General features: G+C 70.7%; 19 protein-coding genes. 4 read left to right on the top strand and 15 right to left on the bottom strand.

All coding sequences use genetic code 11. From position 1 onward, the window contains the following. Nucleotides 1–65: 65 nt before the first annotated feature. Together ACQHII_RS37190 and aroH are read right to left on the bottom strand one after the other, a co-directional pair. Nucleotides 66–1,151: a prephenate dehydrogenase gene (locus ACQHII_RS37190; RefSeq protein ID WP_427923375.1), complete on the bottom strand. Its 1,086-nt coding sequence runs from the start codon at nucleotides 1,149–1,151 to the stop codon at nucleotides 66–68. Beyond that, nucleotides 1,148–1,516 (bottom strand): chorismate mutase, encoded by a 369-nt coding sequence (aroH, locus tag ACQHII_RS37185; protein ID WP_427923374.1) that lies wholly within the window; start codon nucleotides 1,514–1,516, stop codon nucleotides 1,148–1,150. Before aroH ends, ACQHII_RS37190 begins: the two co-directional genes overlap by 4 nt. A 251-nt stretch (nucleotides 1,517–1,767) precedes the next feature. On the opposite strand from aroH, the gene ACQHII_RS37180 reads away from it, so the two are divergent. The 4 genes from ACQHII_RS37180 to ACQHII_RS37165 are packed head-to-tail and all read left to right on the top strand — an operon-like array spanning nucleotide 1,768 to nucleotide 4,181. After that, on the top strand, nucleotides 1,768–2,442 hold the full coding sequence (locus ACQHII_RS37180; protein ID WP_427923373.1) for a hypothetical protein: 675 nt from the start codon (nucleotides 1,768–1,770) through the stop codon (nucleotides 2,440–2,442). A gap of 27 nt (nucleotides 2,443–2,469) precedes the next feature. Beyond that, nucleotides 2,470–3,048, top strand: coding sequence for a DUF6529 family protein (locus ACQHII_RS37175; protein WP_427923372.1), 579 nt, complete (start codon nucleotides 2,470–2,472; stop codon nucleotides 3,046–3,048). Then, nucleotides 3,045–3,458, top strand: a complete 414-nt coding sequence (locus ACQHII_RS37170; protein WP_427923371.1) for a Rieske (2Fe-2S) protein — start codon at nucleotides 3,045–3,047, stop codon at nucleotides 3,456–3,458. The genes ACQHII_RS37175 and ACQHII_RS37170 overlap by 4 nt, the downstream gene beginning before the upstream one ends. A gap of 21 nt (nucleotides 3,459–3,479) precedes the next feature. Then, the gene (locus ACQHII_RS37165; protein ID WP_427923370.1) at nucleotides 3,480–4,181 is read left to right on the top strand and encodes a nucleotidyltransferase domain-containing protein; all 702 of its coding nucleotides are present in this window, start codon (nucleotides 3,480–3,482) and stop codon (nucleotides 4,179–4,181) included. Here ACQHII_RS37165 and ACQHII_RS37160 read toward each other — a convergent pair. The 13 genes from ACQHII_RS37160 to ACQHII_RS37100 all read right to left on the bottom strand — a co-directional run bounded on the left by ACQHII_RS37160 (nucleotide 4,170) and on the right by ACQHII_RS37100 (nucleotide 17,697). Next, the gene (locus tag ACQHII_RS37160) at nucleotides 4,170–4,580 is read right to left on the bottom strand and encodes a type II toxin-antitoxin system VapC family toxin (protein WP_427923369.1); all 411 of its coding nucleotides are present in this window, start codon (nucleotides 4,578–4,580) and stop codon (nucleotides 4,170–4,172) included. The two genes, ACQHII_RS37165 and ACQHII_RS37160, sit on opposite strands and share 12 nt — an antisense overlap. Beyond that, a complete protein-coding gene (locus ACQHII_RS37155) occupies nucleotides 4,577–4,900 on the bottom strand; it encodes a type II toxin-antitoxin system Phd/YefM family antitoxin (protein ID WP_427923368.1) in 324 nt (107 codons plus the stop codon). The genes ACQHII_RS37160 and ACQHII_RS37155 overlap by 4 nt, the downstream gene beginning before the upstream one ends. 62 nt (nucleotides 4,901–4,962) lie before the next feature. Then, the gene (locus ACQHII_RS37150) at nucleotides 4,963–5,985 is read right to left on the bottom strand and encodes an ADP-ribosylglycohydrolase family protein (RefSeq protein WP_427923367.1); all 1,023 of its coding nucleotides are present in this window, start codon (nucleotides 5,983–5,985) and stop codon (nucleotides 4,963–4,965) included. After that, nucleotides 5,982–6,710: an NUDIX hydrolase gene (locus ACQHII_RS37145; protein WP_427923366.1), complete on the bottom strand. Its 729-nt coding sequence runs from the start codon at nucleotides 6,708–6,710 to the stop codon at nucleotides 5,982–5,984. The genes ACQHII_RS37150 and ACQHII_RS37145 overlap by 4 nt, the downstream gene beginning before the upstream one ends. Before the next feature lie 130 nt (nucleotides 6,711–6,840). Further along, nucleotides 6,841–8,022: a pseudouridine synthase gene (locus tag ACQHII_RS37140; protein ID WP_427923365.1), complete on the bottom strand. Its 1,182-nt coding sequence runs from the start codon at nucleotides 8,020–8,022 to the stop codon at nucleotides 6,841–6,843. After that, the gene (gene scpB / locus ACQHII_RS37135) at nucleotides 8,022–8,684 is read right to left on the bottom strand and encodes an SMC-Scp complex subunit ScpB (RefSeq protein ID WP_427923364.1); all 663 of its coding nucleotides are present in this window, start codon (nucleotides 8,682–8,684) and stop codon (nucleotides 8,022–8,024) included. Before scpB ends, ACQHII_RS37140 begins: the two co-directional genes overlap by 1 nt. Continuing rightward, on the bottom strand, nucleotides 8,681–9,649 hold the full coding sequence (locus tag ACQHII_RS37130) for a segregation and condensation protein A (RefSeq protein WP_427923363.1): 969 nt from the start codon (nucleotides 9,647–9,649) through the stop codon (nucleotides 8,681–8,683). Before ACQHII_RS37130 ends, scpB begins: the two co-directional genes overlap by 4 nt. A gap of 18 nt (nucleotides 9,650–9,667) precedes the next feature. Further along, nucleotides 9,668–10,222: a hypothetical protein gene (locus ACQHII_RS37125; protein ID WP_427923362.1), complete on the bottom strand. Its 555-nt coding sequence runs from the start codon at nucleotides 10,220–10,222 to the stop codon at nucleotides 9,668–9,670. Further along, nucleotides 10,207–11,343 carry a ParA family protein gene (locus ACQHII_RS37120; protein ID WP_078532803.1) on the bottom strand — a complete coding sequence of 379 codons (1,137 nt, stop codon included), beginning with the start codon at nucleotides 11,341–11,343 and terminating at the stop codon, nucleotides 10,207–10,209. The genes ACQHII_RS37125 and ACQHII_RS37120 overlap by 16 nt, the downstream gene beginning before the upstream one ends. 414 nt (nucleotides 11,344–11,757) lie before the next feature. Further along, on the bottom strand, nucleotides 11,758–12,873 hold the full coding sequence (gene ald, locus ACQHII_RS37115) for an alanine dehydrogenase (RefSeq protein WP_427923361.1): 1,116 nt from the start codon (nucleotides 12,871–12,873) through the stop codon (nucleotides 11,758–11,760). 142 nt (nucleotides 12,874–13,015) lie between these two features. Then, nucleotides 13,016–15,082 (bottom strand): tetratricopeptide repeat protein, encoded by a 2,067-nt coding sequence (locus ACQHII_RS37110; protein WP_427923360.1) that lies wholly within the window; start codon nucleotides 15,080–15,082, stop codon nucleotides 13,016–13,018. A 199-nt stretch (nucleotides 15,083–15,281) separates the two neighbouring features. Then, complete coding sequence (locus ACQHII_RS37105; protein WP_427923359.1) at nucleotides 15,282–15,908, bottom strand: NUDIX domain-containing protein; 627 nt, start codon at nucleotides 15,906–15,908, stop codon at nucleotides 15,282–15,284. A gap of 121 nt (nucleotides 15,909–16,029) precedes the next feature. Continuing rightward, nucleotides 16,030–17,697 carry a CTP synthase gene (locus ACQHII_RS37100; protein WP_427923358.1) on the bottom strand — a complete coding sequence of 556 codons (1,668 nt, stop codon included), beginning with the start codon at nucleotides 17,695–17,697 and terminating at the stop codon, nucleotides 16,030–16,032. Nucleotides 17,698–18,024 lie beyond the last annotated feature (327 nt).

Raw genomic sequence — 18,024 nt, 5'->3', positions numbered from 1 at the left:
GAAGCGGGGGTCTGGGGGCGCAGCCCCCAGGGAGACGCCCGCATCAACACCAGGCACCCGCACCCCTACTGCCGGATCGCCCAGCCCCGCTCCCGCAATCCAGCGATCAGCGCCCCCGCCGCCTTCGGCTCCACCATCAGCTGCACGTAACCCGCCTGCTGCCCGGTCGCGTGCTCGATGCGGACGTCCTCGATGTTGACCCCGGCCATCCCCGCGTCCGCGAAGATCCGGGCCAGCTGACCCGGCTGGTCGTCGATCAGCACGGCCACGACCTCGTACACCCGCGGAGCGGACCCGTGCTTGCCGGGAACGCGGACCTGCCCTGCGTTGCCGCGCCGCAGCACGTCCTCGATGCCGGCGGCACCCTCACCCCGCTTGACGTCGTCGGCGGACTGCAACGCGCGCAGCGCCCGTACCGTCTCCTCCAGGTCCCCGGCGACATCGGTGAGCAGGTCGGCGACCGGCCCCGGATTCGCGGAGAGGATGTCGATCCACATGCGTGGGTCGGACGCGGCGATCCGCGTCACGTCCCGGATGCCCTGCCCGCACAGCCGTACGGCGGCCTCCTCGGCGTTCTCCAGCCGCGCGGCGACCATGCTGGAGACCAGGTGGGGCATGTGGGAGACGAGGGCGACCGCGCGGTCGTGCGCGTCGGCGTCCATGACGACCGGTACGGCACGGCAGTGCGAGACCAGTTCCAGCGCGAGGTTCAGCACCTCGGTGTCGGTGTCGCGGGTGGGCGTCAGCACCCAGGGGCGGCCCTCGAAGAGGTCGGCGGTCGCGGCCAGCGGGCCCGACTTCTCGCGCCCGGACATGGGGTGCGAGCCGATGTACGAGGAGAGGTCCAGGCCGAGCGCCTCCAGCTCGCGGCGCGGGCCGCCCTTGACGCTGGCCACGTCGAGGTAGCCACGGGCCACGCCCCGGCGCATCGCGTCGGCGAGCACCCCGGCCACCAGCGCGGGCGGCGCGGCGATGATCGCGAGGTCGACGGGCCCCTCCGGCTCCCCCTCCGTACCGGCGCCGAGCGCGGCGGCCGTACGGGCCTGCTCGGGGTCGTGGTCGGTGAGGTGGACGACGACGCCCCGGGAGGCGAGGGCGAGCGCGGCGGAGGTGCCGATGAGGCCGGTGCCGATGACGAGCGCGGTTCTCACTGGGCGATGTCCTTGCGGAGGGCGGCGGCGGCACCGAGGTAGACGTGCGCGATGTCGGCGCGGGGCTTGTCGGACTCGATGTGCGCGAGGACGCGGACCACCCGGGGCATGGCACCGGCGATGTCGAGTTCCTGCGCGCAGATCAGCGGTACGTCGGCGAAGTCGCTGCCGAGCTTGCGGGCGGCGGCCGCCGGGAAGTCGCTGTGCAGGTCGGGTGTGGCCGTGAACCAGACGCTGATCAGGTCGTCGGCGGTGAGGCCGTTGCGCTCCAGGACGGCGGTGAGCAGCTCACCGACCCGCTCGTCCATGTGACCGGCCTCGTCCCTGTCGAGTTGGACGGCGCCCCGGACCGCTCGTACCGCCACTGCTCTGCTCCTCGCTGATGGACAACCCGGCTCTGCGCATCCAGCCTAGTCAGCCCGTCCGGTGCGGGTGCCCGGCGCCCGCCCCCTGAGACGGGCCGGAGCGGGCCTCGCGAACCCTGCCAATGTCACCTGAATCACTCTGTTCCGCTACTGGTCCGCTACAGGTGGTGAGATCATCCCGGTATGCCTCTTTACGCACGGCCCCGAGTCCGCTCTCATGGGCTGGAAGCTCGCCTCGGGGGAGGACAGTAATGAAGCGTCCTGGACCACTGCTCACACTTCTGGCGGGTCTGGTGCTGGGCCTGTTCATGCTGACGCTCAATGTGACGTCGGGGACGAAGACCGCGTCGTCCTCGTACAGCGAGGCATCGCCGTCGGCGTCGGCGTCACCGAAGAAGTCGGCACCCGCGTCGCCGACGCCGACGGCCACGCCCAGCCCGACACCGTCCAAGTCGGCCGTGCCGAACGCCAGTTACGCCGGCCGCACCGACGACGACACCGCCTCGGTCGCCGTGACGATCCGCGACGGCAAGGCGGTCGCGTACTTCTGCGACGGCCGCTACAAGGAGGCCTGGCTGCGCGGCCCGGTCGCGGACGACGGCACGATGAAGCTCACCGCCCCGAACGGCGCCGTACTCGACGGAAAGCTCCAGCAGGGCACGAAGATCCGCGGCACCGTCAAGGACGAGGGCCGCAACTACGCCTTCACCGCCGACAAGGCCGTCAAGCCGTCCGGACTGTGGCGGGCCACCGCCAAGGTGCGCGGCGCCAAGATCGACGGCGGCTGGATCGTGCTGCCGAACGGCCGCCAGACCGGCATCGTCACCCGCGACGGCAAGGCCGCCGCCGCACCCCGTATCGACCCGGAGACCGGTGCGGTCACGGTCGACGGACAACAGCTCACGGCACAGCCCGTCACCCCCTGACCCACCATCCGCCTCAGGGAGCCGATCATGACCGCCGACCCGAACGCCGCCACCCAGGCCTTCCCACCGCCCCCGCGCCGCCGCGACAGCCCCGCCCGCTATCTGGTCCCCGCCCTGGTGGCCGCCGCCGTGGCCGTCGGACTCGGCGTCTACGGCAAGGTCCACGACCCGGCCGGCACCGCCTTCAACCTCGCCGGCTTCAGCAGCACGGGCGCGGTGAAGTCCTGGCTCGCGACGACCGCGTTCTTCTTCGCCCTCGTCCAGGTCGTCTCGGCCTTCATGGTCTACGGCAAGCTGCCCGGCCCGAGTTGGTCGGGGACCCTGCACCGCTGGTCGGGGCGGATCGCGTTCCTGGTCGCGGTGCCGGTCGCGGTGCACTGCCTCTACGCGTTCGGTTACCAGACGTACTCGACACGCGTGATGTGGCACTCCCTCCTGGGGTGCCTGTTCTTCGGTGCCTTCAGTGCCAAGATGCTGCTGCTCCGCTCGGAGCGCCTCCCCGGCTGGCTGCTGCCGCTCGTCGGCGGGCTGGTCTTCACCGGCCTCACCCTGCTCTGGCTGACGTCCGCCCTCTGGTTCTTCCGCACCTTCGGAGTGAGTACATGACCGACAGCTCGACGCGCCGCACGGTTCTCGCGACGGGTGCGGCCGCCGCGCTCGCCGCCGGCTGCAGCAAGTACGGCGACAGCAACAACTCCTCGGGCTCGTCGTCCGTGAAGGCCTCCGGCGGCCAGGAGTTGGCGAAGACCGCCGACATCCCGGTCGGCGGCGGCAAGATCCTCAAGGCCCAGAAGGTCGTGGTGACCCAGCCGAAGAAGGACGAGTTCAAGGCCTTCTCGGCGATCTGCACCCACCAGGGCTGCACGGTGAGCACCGTCGCGAACGGCACGATCAACTGCCCGTGCCACGGCAGCAAGTTCAACATCGCGGACGGTACGGTCGCGGGCGGCCCGGCGCCCAAGCCGCTCCCGGCGGAGCAGATCACGGTGGAGGGAAATTCGATCCGCCTGGCGTGAACTGCCGCGTACGCTCCCGGAATGCACCCCGACACTCCCGTCGTGGACCCCGAGTCCCTGGTCCGCGACCACACGATCTACGCCTGTGTGATGGGGTCGCGCGCCTTCGGCCTGGCGACGGAGGGCAGCGACACCGACCGCCGGGGCGTGTTCCTCGCCCCCACTCCCCTGTTCTGGCGCTTCGAGAAGCCGCCGACGCATGTGGAGGGGCCGGCGGATGAGCAGTTCAGCTGGGAGCTGGAGCGCTTCTGCGAACTGGCCCTGCGCGCCAACCCCAACATCCTGGAGTGCCTGCACTCCCCCGTCGTCGAGCACATCGACGCCACGGGCCGCGAACTCCTGTCCCTGCGCGGCGCGTTCCTCTCCCGCCGGGTCCACGAGACGTTCACGCGCTACGCGTTGGGCCAGCGCAAGAAGCTGGAGGCGGACATCCGCCTGCACGGAGCGCCCCGCTGGAAGCACGCGATGCATCTGCTCCGCCTGCTGATGAGCGCCCGCGACGTCCTCCGCACGGGCACCCTGACGATCGACGTGGGCGACCGGCGCGACCCCCTGCTCTCCGTCAAACGCGGCGAAGTCCCCTGGCCGGAGGTCGAGTTGTGGATGACCCGCCTGGCAACGGACACGGACGAGGCGGCCACCCGCACGCCGCTCCCGGCGGAACCGGACCGCGCCCGCGTGGAGGACTTCCTGATCGGGGTGCGGCGGGCGTCAGCGGGGTGACGCCACCGGCAGTCCGGCGTCGGCGGCGGCCTCGCCCTGCCGCTTGTCGTACGTCACGAACCAGCTGACGCCGTGACCGAGCTTGAGGGCCGCCACGGTGTGGATCGCGTCGAGGCTCCGCAGTGCGGTGCCCGGCGCCAACTCCCCCGCTTCCAGCATCAGTTCAGGCGTGAGACGAACACGGGCGATGGCGTTCAGCAGGGCGTCCGCAGCCGATCGCTCGACCTCGTCCGCGCCGAGCCGGTGCAGCAGTCGCCGCACTTCGGTCTGCGCGAGGTCGCAGGTGACCACGCGACGCATCCCGCCGTGCCGCCCGATCCACTGCTCCAGCGCGGTCGTCTCGGCCTCGGCCCGCAGCAGCTTGGCGATCGCCGAGGCATCGAGGTAGAGCAGCGTCACCGCGTCTCCTCCTCGCGCTGAGCGAGCAGTTCCGCGGTGGGGCCGCGTCCCTCCGCGTCCCGCCTGACCGCGCGCAGCCGCTCCAGCGCGTCCGCGGCCTCGGCGCCGTGGCTCTCGTCCATGACCGCAGCGTCGAGCAGGCCGATGGCGATCGCGGCACGGATGTCCCGTTCGGCCGGCTCCAGCGGAGACAGTATGGCGACCGGTACACCGTCCCGAGTGACCTCGATCGACTCACCCGCCGCCACCGCGTCCAGCAGAGCCGCCGTGTGCCGAGCCAGCTCTCGGGCCGGGACTCGCCTGCGCTTCGTTTCGCCCATGCCTGCCACGATACTCCTGGCGCATGACACCAACCACCGATGTCATGCGCCACCGCGAATCGTCAGGCGTCCCAGAGCGCCCCGAGCGTCAGCAGCTCCCCCCGGTACTCGATCCGCTCCGCCCACTCCCCGGGCCAGGCGTCCGCGCCGAGGTGCGCGCCCGCGAAGGCCCCCGTGAGACAGGCGATCGAGTCCGAGTCGCCCGAGGTGCAGGCCGCGCGCCGCAGCGCGGTCACCGGCTCCTCCACGAACAGCAGGAAGCACAACAGGCCGGTCGCCAGGGCCTCTTCGGCGATCCAGCCGGCGCCGGTGGCCAGACAGGGGTCGGTCTCCGGGGAGTTGGCACGGACGGCGTCCTGAAGGCGGTCCAGGATCTCCAGGCAGTCGTCCCAGCCGCGCGCGATGAAGTGCTCGGGCGTGGGGTCCTGGCTCCGGATCCACAGGTCGCCGAGCCAGCGGTGGTGGTAGCGGGTGCGGTTCTCCAGGGCGTACGACCGCAGCAGCCCGACCAGTCCGGTCGGCTCGGCGCCCTGCGCGAGCAGCCGTACGGCGTGCGCGGTGAGGTCGGAGGCGGCGAGCGCGGTCGGGTGGCCGTGGGTGAGCGCGGACTGCAACTGGGCGGCGCCGGACCGCTGTTCGTCGCTCAGACCCGGGACGAGCCCGATCGGCGCGACGCGCATGTTGGCCCCGCAGCCCTTCGAGCCGATCTGGCTGGCGTCCTGCCAGAGCCGGTCCTCGGCCTTCAGCAGGTTGCAGGCGACGAGGCAGGTCCGGCCGGGGGCACGGTTGTTGTCCGGCGACTGGTACCAGTCCACGAACTCCTCGCGCACCGGCCGTTCCATCCGCTTCGGACCGAGCAGCCCCCGGTCCATGGCGGTTCGCAGCCCGCGCCCCAACGCCAGGGTCATCTGGGTGTCGTCGGTGACGATCGCGGGCCTCGGCAGCTCCATCTCCCGCCAGGGACCGAACTTGGCGAGGATGTCGGGCACGGCGTTGAACTCGGTCGGGAAGCCCAGCGCGTCCCCGAGGGCGAGGCCCGTCAGGGCTCCGGTGGCGGCGCGCTTGCGGACACTGGTCATGATCATGCGGGGCTTCCTTCCCGGGTCGGGCGGAGCAGCGGCGGATACAGGGTGGTGGCGGTCCCGGCGCGGTACAGCGCGGCGGGTTTGCCGCGACCGCCGGTCAACTTCGCGGCGCCCGGCACCGGTTCGACGAAACCCGGCGTGGCGAGCACCTTGCGGCGGAAGTTGGGGCGGTCCAACTCGGCGCCCCACACGGTCTCGTAGACCTGTTGCAGCTCCCCGAGCGTGAACTCGGCCGGGCAGAAGGCGGTGGCGAGGGAGCTGTACTCCAGCTTGGCGCCCACCCGTTCGTGCGCGTCGGCCAGGATCCGGTCGTGGTCGAAGGCGAGCGGCCCGAGCGCGTCGCAGGGCAGCCAGCGGGCCTGTGCCGCGTCGCTGCCCGCGCGCGGCTCGGGCGGGTCGGGGAGCAGTGCGGCGAAGGCGACGGTGACGACCCGCATGCGGGGGTCGCGGTCGGGTTCGCTGTAGGTGCGCAGCTGCTCCAGGTGCAGCCCGGAGACGTCCGACAGGCCGGTCTCCTCGGCGAGTTCACGCCGGGCGGCGCTCTCGGCGGACTCGTCGGGCGCCACGAAGCCACCGGGCAGCGCCCAGTGTCCGGCGTAGGGCTCCTGTCCGCGCTCGACGAGCAGGACGTGCAGGGCGCCCGCGCGGATGGTGAGGACGGCCAGGTCGGCGGTGACGGCGAAAGGTTCGAAGGCGTACTTGTCGTAGGCCGGTGTTGCGGTCATGGTGATCAACCCCGTTAATAGTCAGTTCGACTATAAAGAGCGACCCTTGCTCCGCGCAACCCCCCGCACCCGACGAAAACGAAACGGCCGGCCCCGGAGAACCCGGAACCGGCCGCACCAACTCGTGCTTCTAGAGATCGACTTCCTGCATCAGCATGCCGACCTCGGTGTTCGACAGCCGTCGCAGCCAGCCCGACTTCTGGTCGCCCAGGGTGATCGGGCCGAAGGAGACCCGCACCAGCTTGTCGACCGGGAAGCCGGCCTCCGCGAGCATCCGGCGGACGATGTGCTTGCGGCCCTCGTGGAGGGTCACCTCGACCAGGTAGTTCTTGCCGGTCTGCTCGACGACCCGGAAGTGGTCCGCACGCGCGTACCCGTCCTCCAGCTGGATGCCGTCCTTCAGCTGCTTGCCCAGGTCGCGCGGGATCGGGCCCACGATGTGCGCGAGGTAGGTCTTCTTCACGCCGTACTTGGGGTGGGTCAGCCGGTGCGCCAGCTCGCCGTGGTTGGTGAGCAGGATCACACCCTCGGTCTCGGTGTCGAGCCGGCCGACGTGGAAGAGACGCGTCTCCCGGTTGGTGACGTAGTCGCCGAGGCACTGCCGGCCCTCGGGGTCCTCCATCGTGGCGACGACACCGGCGGGCTTGTTCAACGAGAAGAACTGGTACGACTGCGTCGCCACCGTCAGCCCGTCGACCTTGATCTCGTCGTGCTCGGGGTCGACACGCAGCCCCTGCTCGACGACGATCTCGCCGTTGACCTCGACACGGGACTGCTCGATCAGCTCCTCGCAGGAGCGCCGGGAGCCGTAGCCCGCGCGCGCGAGGACCTTCTGGAGGCGCTCGCCCTCCTGCTCGGCGCCCGGGAAGGTCTTGGGCAGCTTGACGTCCTTCTTGCCCGCGTAACGCTCCCGGTTGCGCTCCTCGGCACGGGCGTCGTACTCACGCGAGGTCGCCGGCGCCCAGCGCCCGCGCCCCGTGCTCTGGCCCTGCTTGGGGCCGCCCTTGGCACCACCGCGCGCGGAGGCACCGCGCCCGGTCTTGGGGCCTTCGTGGGACCCCGTGGGGCCTACGTCGTAGCGCCGCTCCTCGGGACGCGGCTTTCCGGCGCGCTTCGGCTTGTCGTCGCGGCCTCCCGCGCCCCTCGGCTGGGAGCCGCCCCCGCCGGAACCCCGGGAGTTGCCCGCGCCGGAACCACGACCGCCGCCGCCCCCACCGGAACCCCGGGGACTGCCGCCCCCGCCGGTCCCGCGGGGGTTGCCGCGCCCGCCGCTCCTACCGCCACCACTGCTGCCACTGCCACTGCTTCGCATCAAAGTTCCGTCGTCGTCGTGTCGTCTGCATCTGCATCTGCATCCGGTGCATCCGGATCGAACGACGGGACCCCTTCCAGCGTCTCCGCCTCGATCGCCTCGGCCTCAGGGAGAAAGGGCGCGAGCTCCGGGAGCTCGTCCAGGCCTCGCAGGCCCATCCGCTCCAGAAAGTAGTTCGTCGTCACGTACAGGATCGCACCTGTTTCGGGTTCCGTGCCCGCCTCCTCGACCAGACCCCGCTGCAAGAGGGTGCGCATCACACCGTCGCAGTTGACTCCGCGGACCATCGAGACCCTGCTGCGGCTGACCGGCTGGCGGTACGCGACGACCGCCAGGGTCTCCAGCGCCGCCTGGGTGAGCCGGGCCTGCTGCCCGTCCAGGACGAAGCCCTCGACGGCCGGCGCGAACTCCGGGCGGGAGTAGAAACGCCAGCCCCCGGCGATCAGCCGCAGCTCGAAACCGCGCCCCTGAACCGTGTACTCGTCGGCCAGCTCGCGCAGCGCGTCCGCGATCCGCCGCTTGGGCCGCTGGAGTATTTTCGCGAGGTGCTCCACGGTCGCGGGCTCGTCCACGACCATGAGCACGGCCTCCAGGGCGGGCTTGAGGTCGAGTTCCGCGACGCCGGACGGGCTCGCCGGTACTCCCGTGGACTCCTCGCTCACGCCGACTCCTCCTTGGTCTCCTTGGGCACCTCGGGCGGCCGGTCGAACTCGTCCGTGACCACGGGCTCGACCTCCCCCTCCCCGCCCGTCCAGCGCACGATCAGATCACCGAGCGCGGTCTCCTGGTCGAGGGCGACGGCCTTCTCCCGGTACAGCTCCAGCAGCGCCAGGAAGCGCGCCACGACGGTGAGGGTGTCGTCGGTGTCGTCGACGAGCACGCTGAAGCTGGCCTCGCCGAGCTCCCGCAGCCGCGCCACCACGATCCCGGCCTGTTCCTGCACGCTGACCAGCGGCGCGTGGATGTGGTCGACGTAGACCTGCGGCCTGGGCCTGGGCTGCATCGCCTTCACGGCGAGCCTGGCGAAGCCCTCCGGGCCGATCCTGATGACCACCTCGGGCAGCAGCTCGGCGTGGTGCGGTTCGAGTCCGACGGTACGGGGATAGCGCCGGGCCTCCTCGTCGAGGCGCCGGTTGAAGATCTCGGCGATCTGCTTGTACGCCCGGTACTGGAGCAGCCGCGCGAACAGCAGGTCCCGGGCCTCCAGCAGCGCCAGGTCGGCCTCGTCCTCGACCTCGGCGGCGGGCAGCAGCCGGGCCGCCTTCAGGTCCAGCAGGGTGGCCGCGACGACGAGGAACTCGGTCGTCTGGTCCAGGTCCCAGTCGGGCCCCATCGCCCTGATGTGCGCCATGAACTCGTCGGTGACCTTGGACAGCGCCACCTCGGTGACATCGAGCTTGTGCTTCGAGATCAGCTGGAGGAGAAGGTCGAAAGGCCCCTCGAAGTTCGCGAGCCGCACCTTGAAGACCCCGTCGTCGGGTTCTTCAGCAACTTCGTCGACAACCGCTTCTTCTACGGCCACCTCGGGCTGGGGCTCCGACTCCGGAGCAGCCGCACCCGGCCCTTTCCCGAGCGCACGCCGACGTCCGGCGGGTGCGCCGGCGGCGGGAGCGTCGTTCGAGGTCATGGCCCCCGCAGGCTACCGCTACCGCCCGCGAAGCCGGCGGACGAGAATGCTCGCGTCCCCCCGGGACTCCAGATCGGCCAGGACGACGGCGACCGCCTCGCGGACGATCCGCCCGCGGTCGATCGCGAGGCCGTGCTCGCCCCGGAGCACCAGCCGGGCGTGCTCCAGGTCCATCAGTTCCTCGGCGGAGACGTACACGGTGATCTTTTCGTCGTGCCGCTCCCGCCCGCTGGGACGCCGCTGAGCGGGCTGTCGGCCGCGTTTGCGCGGCTGAGGGGAGGCAGAACCTTCCTGCGCCTCCTGGCGCCGTACGGAGCCGTCTGCGGCCCGGCTGCGGGATTCTCCCGCGTCCGCGTCGGCCGCCACGTGCTCCGCGCCCTCGCCGTCACCGCCCTGTGCGGGTACGGACTGCGGGGCGTCCTCCCCGGCGGCGGCACCGTCGCTCTCCCCCGCCGGAGCCGGCACCCGTGCCTCTCCGTTGGCCTGGCGCCTGGGGGTGGACGCCTGGAGCGCCATCCCCCCTGTCGTACGGAACAGTTCGTCGGCCCCCGGCAGACTCACTCGGCGTGACACCGGGCGAGCACCTCCCTGGCGAGCTGGCGATAGGCGGCGGCACCGACGGAGTTGGAGGCGTACGTGGTGATCGGCTCGCCGGCGACCGTGGTCTCCGGGAAGCGCACCGTGCGCCCGATGACCGTGTGGTAGACGTGATCGTCGAACGCCTCGACGACGCGGGCGAGCACCTCACGGCTGTGCACGGTCCGGGAGTCGTACATCGTGGCGAGGATGCCGTCGAGCTCCAGCTCGGGGTTGAGCCGCTCCTGGACCTTCTCGATCGTCTCGGTCAGCAGCGCGACACCGCGCAGCGCGAAGAACTCGCACTCCAGCGGCACGATCACCTTGTGAGCCGCCGTCAGGGCGTTCACGGTGAGCAGGCCGAGGGAGGGCTGACAGTCGATCACGATGTAGTCGTAGTCGGCCATCAGCGGCTTCAACGCCCTTTGCAGGGTGGACTCGCGCGCGACCTCGCTCACCAACTGCACTTCGGCGGCGGACAGGTCGATGTTGCTCGGCAGCAAGTCCATGTTCGGGACCGCTGTCTTGAGGAGCACCTCGTCGGCCGACATGCCCCGCTCCATGAGCAGGTTGTAGACGGTGAGGTCCAACTCCATGGGATTGACGCCCAGTCCGACCGACAGCGCGCCCTGCGGGTCGAAGTCGACGAGCAGTACGCGTCGTCCGTACTCCGCGAGCGCGGCACCCAGGTTGATGGTCGACGTGGTCTTGCCGACGCCGCCCTTCTGGTTGCACATCGCGATGATCGTCGCGGGGCCGTGACTGGTCAGCGGGCCCGGGATCGGGAAGTACGGGAGCGGGCGTCCGGTCGGGCCCACGCGCTCACGGCGCTGGCGGGCCGCGTCGGGCGCGAGTGTGGCCGCGTACTCGGGATCGGGCTCGTACTCGGCGTCGGGGTCGTAGAAGTGCCCGTCGGGCAGTTCGTCGTAGTCGGCGAAATGGTTGTGGGGCGCGCCCCTTCCGTCGCCGGCCATGGCGTTCACGTGATGGCCATCCATGCTCTGGTGTGCTGGCTGGGTCACCCCTGGCTTGTGGTGACCCTGGTGGGCTGCGAAGGTGCGCACAGCGACGGAGCCGACAGCCTCGAACCCCGCGGGCTCCTGGCCCCTTGCCGGCATTCCTGGTTGACCACCCCCGGGAGAAAATGTCGACTCATTCACAAGTCGTCTTACCTCCTTGGTGACCAGGGAACTTCTCGATAGGTCAGCGTGGCACCATGCCGACGGTTGGCGACTCTATGGCGTGTCGGGTGTTCGCAGCAACACAATCCGCCGGACCCGGCCCGATGTGTCGGCAATGAAACATCCCTCTGTCAAGGGCGTACGGCCGTCGCACGGCAGGTTTCACCGGTGCACGAATCGGTTCAAGGGTTATGTTCGGCGCGAGTTGACCGATCGCCGCAAAGTGACCATACACACACTTCCGGCCGGACCTGTCGAGCAAGGTCCGGCCGGGTGCGCGGTGTTGACGACCTGTGTTGACGTATCGCCTTTTGCTGAACGGTGACTTAGTCGACACGGGTGCCCGGAAGGTCAGTTGAGCAGCGACTCCAGCTCGACGTGCTCCAGTCCGTGCGCCTCCGCGACCTCGCGGTAAATCACCTTGCCGTCATGGGTGTTGAGACCCTTGGCGAGAGCAGGATCACGTCGCAGCGCCTCGACCCAGCCGCGGTTCGCGAGCTCCACGATGTACGGGAGCGTGGCGTTGGTGAGCGCGTAGGTCGACGTGTTGGGCACCGCGCCGGGCATGTTGGCGACGCAGTAGAAGACCGAGTCGTGGACCGGGAAGGTCGGCTCGGCGTGGGTGGTCGGACGGGAGTCCTCGAAGCAGCCGCCCTGGTCGATCGCGATGTCGACAAGCACACTTCCGGGCTTCATCCGCGACACGAGTTCGTTGGTGACCAGCTTCGGGGCCTTGGCGCCCGGGATGAGCACCGCGCCGATGACGAGGTCGGCGTCCAGGACGGCCTTCTCCAGCTCGAAGGAGTTGGACATGATCGCCCGGACCTTGGTGCCGAAGACCTTGTCGGCCTCGCGGAGCTTGTTGATGTCGCGGTCGAGCAGCGTGACGTGGAAGCCCATGCCGACGGCGATCTGCGTGGCGTTCCAGCCGGAGACCCCGCCGCCGATGACGACGGCCCGCGCGGGCTGGGTGCCGGGGACACCGCCGGGGAGCACACCGCGGCCGCCGACCGAGCGCATCAGGTGGTAGGCGCCGACCTGCGGGGCGAGGCGGCCCGCGACCTCGGACATCGGGGCGAGCAGCGGGAGGGCGCGGCCGGGCAACTCGACGGTCTCGTAGGCGATCGCGGTGGTGCCGGACTCGATGAGCGCGTCGGTGCACTCCTTGGAGGCGGCCAGGTGCAGGTAGGTGAAGAGCGTCTGGTCCTTGCGGAGGCGGTGGTACTCCTCGGCAATGGGCTCCTTGACCTTGAGCAGCAGGTCGGCGGTGGCCCAGACCTCGTCGGCGGTGGCGAGGATCTTCGCGCCGGCCGCCACGTACTCGTCGTCCGGGATCGAGGAGCCGACGCCGGCGTTCCGCTCGATGACGACCTGGTGGCCGTGGCGCACCAGCTCGTGCACGCCGGCGGGTGTGATGGCCACCCGGAACTCGTTGTTCTTGACCTCGCGGGGGATGCCGACCTTCACGTGGATCACGGTCCTTGACTCAGAGGATGTGGGGCAATACATCTCATACCCGGACATGCGTGAGCGCACCGGGAGACCGCAGGAGAAGGTGCGGCAGAGCCAGTTTAATGAAGGTGTTCTCGGTGTCTAGCCTTTCAATGCATCAATCTTCAGCGGATGTACTACGGATTTCGCAGGCGTTAGCGTCATGTTCCAGGGATTCGGGGGCCGGATCACCCTCCTGGAGCTCCTCACCGAGCATCCGTTCGGCCGTGCCGCGGTGCAGCGCGGCGGACGCCGGATCGCCCAGCCGGTCGAGGGTGTCGGCCAGCCGCAGCTGGAGCGCCGCCTGGAGCCGTACGTCCTCCGCGCGGCGCGCCCACTCGACGGCCTCGTGGCAGGTGAGCAGCGACTCCTCGGGGCGGCCCGCGTACTCCTGGACCCGGGCCAGCTCGCTCAACGCCCGTGCCTGGGCGGGCACATCGCCGTCCTTGCGGTACCCGGCGACGGCGGCCCGCCAGTTCCGCAGCGCCTCGCCGTAGCGGCCCGCGTAGGTGTGCGCGGCGCCGATCCGGCCGTACAGCCGGGCGGCCTCCGCGCGCTCGTCCCGGGCCAGCCGCTGGGCCAGCGCGCGGCCGAACCAGTCGGCGGCCCGGTCGTAGTCCCCGAGCTCCTGGTGCGCGCCGCCTACGGATTCCATCGCGCGACCGGTCGCATACGGGTCATTTGCTTCCCGTCCGGCGTCCAGAGCCGCCCGATAGCGGGCCAGTGCCTCGGTCGTACGGCCGGTCTGCGCGTCCAGATCGGCGAGGTTGAGCAGCGCGGCGGCCTTCTCGCGGGGCAGATCGCGCCGCTCGGCCACGTCCAGGACGAGGCGGTGGATGCCGTAGAGCTCGGGGGCGGCGGCCTGGGTGCCGAAGTGGGCGACCATCGCGCGCACCAGCTGGGACATCAACCGGCGGGCCAGCGTGTCGAGTTCGCCGTCGGCGACCGCGAGGCGGGCGGAGGCCAGCAGGGCGGGCCGGCTGAGGCGCAGCCAGTCGGCGGCGGCCCGGGGGTTCGGGAAGCGCAGCGAGCTGGGCAGGCCGAGGAGTTTCTCGCGGGCCTGGGGGCTGTCGGTCTCGGTGATGGCACGGCAGGACTGGAGCAGTCGCACGGTCCGCTCCAGCATGCGGGCGCGGGCCAGCTGGAGTTCGGCCGGGCGGTCCTGGGCCTCGGCGAGGGCGTGCAGCAGGGGCTGGAGGCAGCCGGGGACCTCGTACTGCGGCAGCGGGGAGTCCAGGGCGCGCAGCAGGCCCGCGGTGACGAAGTCGTCCAGGGCGGCGCGGGCGCCGTTGACGGAGCAGCCGGCGAGCGCGGAGGCGGTCTGCGGATCGACCTGGCCGGCCGGGGCGAGGGAGAGCAGTCGCAGTATCCGGGCGGCGGGGCTGGGCAGCGAGCCGTAGACGAGCCGGAAGACGCGGCTCAGCGGGGTGCCGTCGTCGCTCTCGGCGTGCAGGTGCTTGGCGAGGTCGGCGACGGCGGCCTGCGGGCGGGCGGCGAGCCAGCCGCCGGCCAGGGTCAGCGCGGCGGGCTGGGCCCGGCAGACCTCGACCAGGCCCTCGGCCGCAAGGGGGTCGACGGTGATGCGGACCGCGCCGGTGTAGCGGGTGAGGAGTTCCAGCGCGGACTTGGTGTCGAGGCCGCCCAGGGTGCAGGGGCGGACGTCGGCGATGCCGGTGAGCGGGCCGCCGGAGACGGCGACGACCAGGCAGTCGGGCGTGTCCGGAAGGAGCGCGTCGACCTGTTCGGCGTCGGCCGCGTCGTCGAGCAGGAGCAGGGCCCGCCGGTCGGCGAGGGCGGCGCGCAGGATGTCCGAGAGGTCGTCCTCGGAGGCGCCGGCCGGGGTGGGCAGCTCCAGGGCGGTGAGCAGTTCGCGGGCGGTGCGCTCGGTGGGGACGGGGGTTCCGTCGGGCTCGCTGAGCCGGGCCCGGAGCACACCGTGGTCGTAACGGTCAGCGACCTGCCGGACGAGTTCGCCGGCGAGGGCGGTACGGCCCGAGCCGGGCTTGCCCGCGATGAGGAGGACGCGCGCGCGGGGTGCTTTCCGGCCGGCGATGGTGTCGAGGCCGGCGCGCTCGATGTCGGCCCGCAGTTCCTTCAACTCTCTTGCGCGGCCCAGGAATTGGCCCTCGGAAGAAGTGTCCTCGGACAGCTTCACGCCATCTGTGTCCACCGCCTGATCCGTCACGGGCCACACTCCCGTCCCACTGCACGCGCATAGCCCGCCGGGACTCCGGATCGGGTGATTCCAGAGCCTAGTTCACGCTCTGCGACGAATCGTGCGGAGCGCGGCGGGCACATCCCCCGATCGGATCAGCCGATGGTCACACCGGAAGACGCCGAAAGAGGCGGAAAGGATGAGGCGCGAGTCCGGGAGCGGGGTGGGTTCAGGACTCGAAGGGACGCGCGGGCCACGGCGCCTCGGCGGGGCGCAGCGCGTCGACGCCGTCGCCGTGCCGGGCGGCGACCAGGGAGAGGACGCCGACGACGAGGCAGTTGTTGTGCAGCTCGCCGGCGAGGACCCCGCGGACCAGGTCGTCGAGGGGCACGCGCGCGTGCTCCATGTCGGCCTCCTCGTCCTCGACCTCGAAGCGCGCTCCCTCGGCCTCGGAGAGATCGCGGGCGAGGAAGATGCGGATGGCCTCGTCGCAGCCGCCGGGCGTGGTGTAGACATCGGTCAGCACCCGCCAGTCCTCGGCCTTGACGTGCGCCTCCTCGTACAGCTCGCGCTGGGCCGCGTGCAGCGGGTTCTCGCCGGGGATGTCGAGGAGCCCGGCCGGGATCTCCCACAGCTTCTGCCGCACGGGGTGGCGGTACTGCTTGATGAGCAGCACCCGGTCCTGCCCGTCGAGGGCGAGGACGGCCACGGAGCCGGGGTGGACCTGGTAGTCGCGGTGCACGACCGCGCCGCCGGGCATCACCACGTCGTCGGTGCGCACGGAGGTCTTGTTGCCGACGAAGGGGGTCGCGGTCGCCCGGACCTCCCACTCCTCCGGGGTGTCCTTGATGGTCATGCCCTGTCCTCCCGCGCACGTGCCTGCATTGCAAAGACCTGCATTACGACCTGCATGACAAAAGAAGCCGGGGTGCACACCTCTTGAAGGCGCGCACCCCGGTCACCGTACAACCCTCGTACTACTTGCCCGTCTTGCGTGCCACGGCCGCCTTGACCAGGCCCGCGAAGAGCGGGTGCGGCCGGGTCGGGCGGGAGCGCAGCTCGGGGTGGGCCTGGGTGGCGACGAGGTAGGGGTGCGCCTCGCGCGGGTACTCCACGTACTCCACGAGCTTGCCGTCCGGGGAGGTGCCGGAGAACTGGAGTCCGGCCTTCTTCTCCAGTTCGGCGCGGTAGGCGTTGTTGACCTCGTAGCGGTGGCGGTGGCGCTCCTCGACGTACTCCTTGCCGTCGTAGACCTCGCGCACGATGGAGCCCTCGGCGAGCTTGGCGGGGTACATGCCCAGGCGCATGGTGCCGCCCATGTCGCCCTCGCCGGCGACGATGTCGAGCTGCTCGGCCATGGTGGAGATGACGGGGTGGCCGGTGGCCGCGTCGAACTCGGTGGAGTTGGCGTCCTCGATGCCGGCCAGGTTGCGCGCGGCCTCGATCACGATGCACTGGAGGCCCAGGCACAGGCCGAGCAGCGGGATCTTGTGCTCGCGGGCGTACTGGATGGCGCCGACCTTGCCGGAGACACCGCGGTCGCCGAAGCCGCCGGGGATGCAGATCGCGTCGACGTCACCGAGCTGCTTGGCGGCGCCGGCCGGGGTCTTGCAGTCGTCCGAGGTGACCCATTTGATCTTCACGCGGGCCTTGTTGGCGAAGCCGCCGGCGCGCAGGGCCTCGGTGACCGAGAGATAGGCGTCGGGCAGGTCGATGTACTTGCCGACCAGCGCGAGGTTGATCTCGTGCAGCGGGTTGTGGACGCGGTCGAGGAGGTCGTCCCAGGTCCGCCAGTCCACATCGCGGAACGGCAGGTCCAGCTTGCGGACGACATAGGCGTCCAGGCCCTCGCTGTGCACGGTCTTGGGGATGTCGTAGATCGAGCGGGCGTCGGGGCAGGCGACCACCGCGGCCTCGTCGACGTCGCACATCAGCGAGATCTTGCGCTTGATCGCGGTCGGCACCTCGCGGTCGGAGCGCAGCACGATCGCGTCCGGCTGGATACCGATGTTCCGCAGCGCCGCAACCGAGTGCTGGGTCGGCTTCGTCTTCAGCTCTCCCGAGGGGCCGATGTACGGCAGGAGCGAGATGTGGACCACGAACACGTTGTCCCGGCCGACCTCGTGGCGGACCTGGCGGACCGTCTCCAGGAACGGCAGCGACTCGATGTCGCCGACCGTGCCGCCGACCTCGGTGATGACGACGTCGACCTCGTCGGTCGCCATCCGGCGGATGCGGTGCTTGATCTCGTTGGTGATGTGCGGGATGACCTGCACGGTGTCGCCGAGGTACTCGCCGCGCCGCTCCTTGGCGATGACCGTCGAGTAGACCTGGCCGGTGGTGACGTTGGCGCTGCCGTCCAGGTCGCGGTCGAGGAAACGCTCGTAGTGGCCGATGTCCAGGTCGGTCTCGGCACCGTCGTTGGTGACGAAGACCTCACCGTGCTGGAAGGGGTTCATCGTGCCGGGGTCGACGTTCAGATACGGGTCGAGCTTCTGCATCACGACGCGCAGGCCCCGCGCCTTGAGGAGCATGCCGAGGCTGGAGGCGGTGAGGCCCTTGCCGAGAGAGGAGGCGACACCCCCGGTGACGAAGATGTGCTTGGTCGTCGTGGCTGTGCTGTTTCGGAAAGCAGCGGGCGGCATGGCCAAGAGGGGGCTCCCGTGGTCGCGGTTCGAGGTGCGGTCGTCGGGGGTTTTGTGCCCACCGGTCCACGGGCTACCAGGGTATCAGCGCCCGGACGAGATGGCTTCCGGCCACGCTCCGCACCCGCGTCGACACACTGGTGACTCGCGTCGACACAGACGCGCCCTGGTTACCTGCTTCTCACGTGCTGCTCACCCGTTCGGCCCAGGTCCGTTGGCGAGAGCGGCACACAGATCATCTACGTGCGTCGTATCCTGCTCGGACACTCGCTGCCGAGCCGGTCCGGAACACGGCACCACCCCCGCCCGTACATCCCGGAACAACGA

The organism is Streptomyces sp. cg40 (assembly GCF_050320165.1).
GTDB classification, from domain to species: Bacteria; Actinomycetota; Actinomycetes; order Streptomycetales; family Streptomycetaceae; genus Streptomyces; species Streptomyces hokutonensis.
Note: the sequence above shows the minus strand (reverse complement) of the source record. Positions and strands in the feature narration are given on the sequence as shown.

Coding starts and splice junctions, on each gene's coding strand:
- ACQHII_RS37140 (WP_427923365.1), bottom strand. CDS start 8,022: ATGCGAAGCAGTGGCAGTGGCAGCAGTGGTGGCGGTAGGAGCGGCGGG.
- ACQHII_RS37120 (WP_078532803.1), bottom strand. CDS start 11,343: ATGCCGGCAAGGGGCCAGGAGCCCGCGGGGTTCGAGGCTGTCGGCTCC.
- ACQHII_RS37180 (WP_427923373.1), top strand. CDS start 1,768: ATGAAGCGTCCTGGACCACTGCTCACACTTCTGGCGGGTCTGGTGCTG.
- ACQHII_RS37105 (WP_427923359.1), bottom strand. CDS start 15,908: ATGACCATCAAGGACACCCCGGAGGAGTGGGAGGTCCGGGCGACCGCG.
- ACQHII_RS37170 (WP_427923371.1), top strand. CDS start 3,045: ATGACCGACAGCTCGACGCGCCGCACGGTTCTCGCGACGGGTGCGGCC.
- ACQHII_RS37100 (WP_427923358.1), bottom strand. CDS start 17,697: ATGCCGCCCGCTGCTTTCCGAAACAGCACAGCCACGACGACCAAGCAC.
- ACQHII_RS37130 (WP_427923363.1), bottom strand. CDS start 9,649: ATGACCTCGAACGACGCTCCCGCCGCCGGCGCACCCGCCGGACGTCGG.
- ACQHII_RS37150 (WP_427923367.1), bottom strand. CDS start 5,985: ATGATCATGACCAGTGTCCGCAAGCGCGCCGCCACCGGAGCCCTGACG.
- ACQHII_RS37155 (WP_427923368.1), bottom strand. CDS start 4,900: ATGGGCGAAACGAAGCGCAGGCGAGTCCCGGCCCGAGAGCTGGCTCGG.
- ACQHII_RS37165 (WP_427923370.1), top strand. CDS start 3,480: ATGCACCCCGACACTCCCGTCGTGGACCCCGAGTCCCTGGTCCGCGAC.
- ACQHII_RS37145 (WP_427923366.1), bottom strand. CDS start 6,710: ATGACCGCAACACCGGCCTACGACAAGTACGCCTTCGAACCTTTCGCC.
- ACQHII_RS37175 (WP_427923372.1), top strand. CDS start 2,470: ATGACCGCCGACCCGAACGCCGCCACCCAGGCCTTCCCACCGCCCCCG.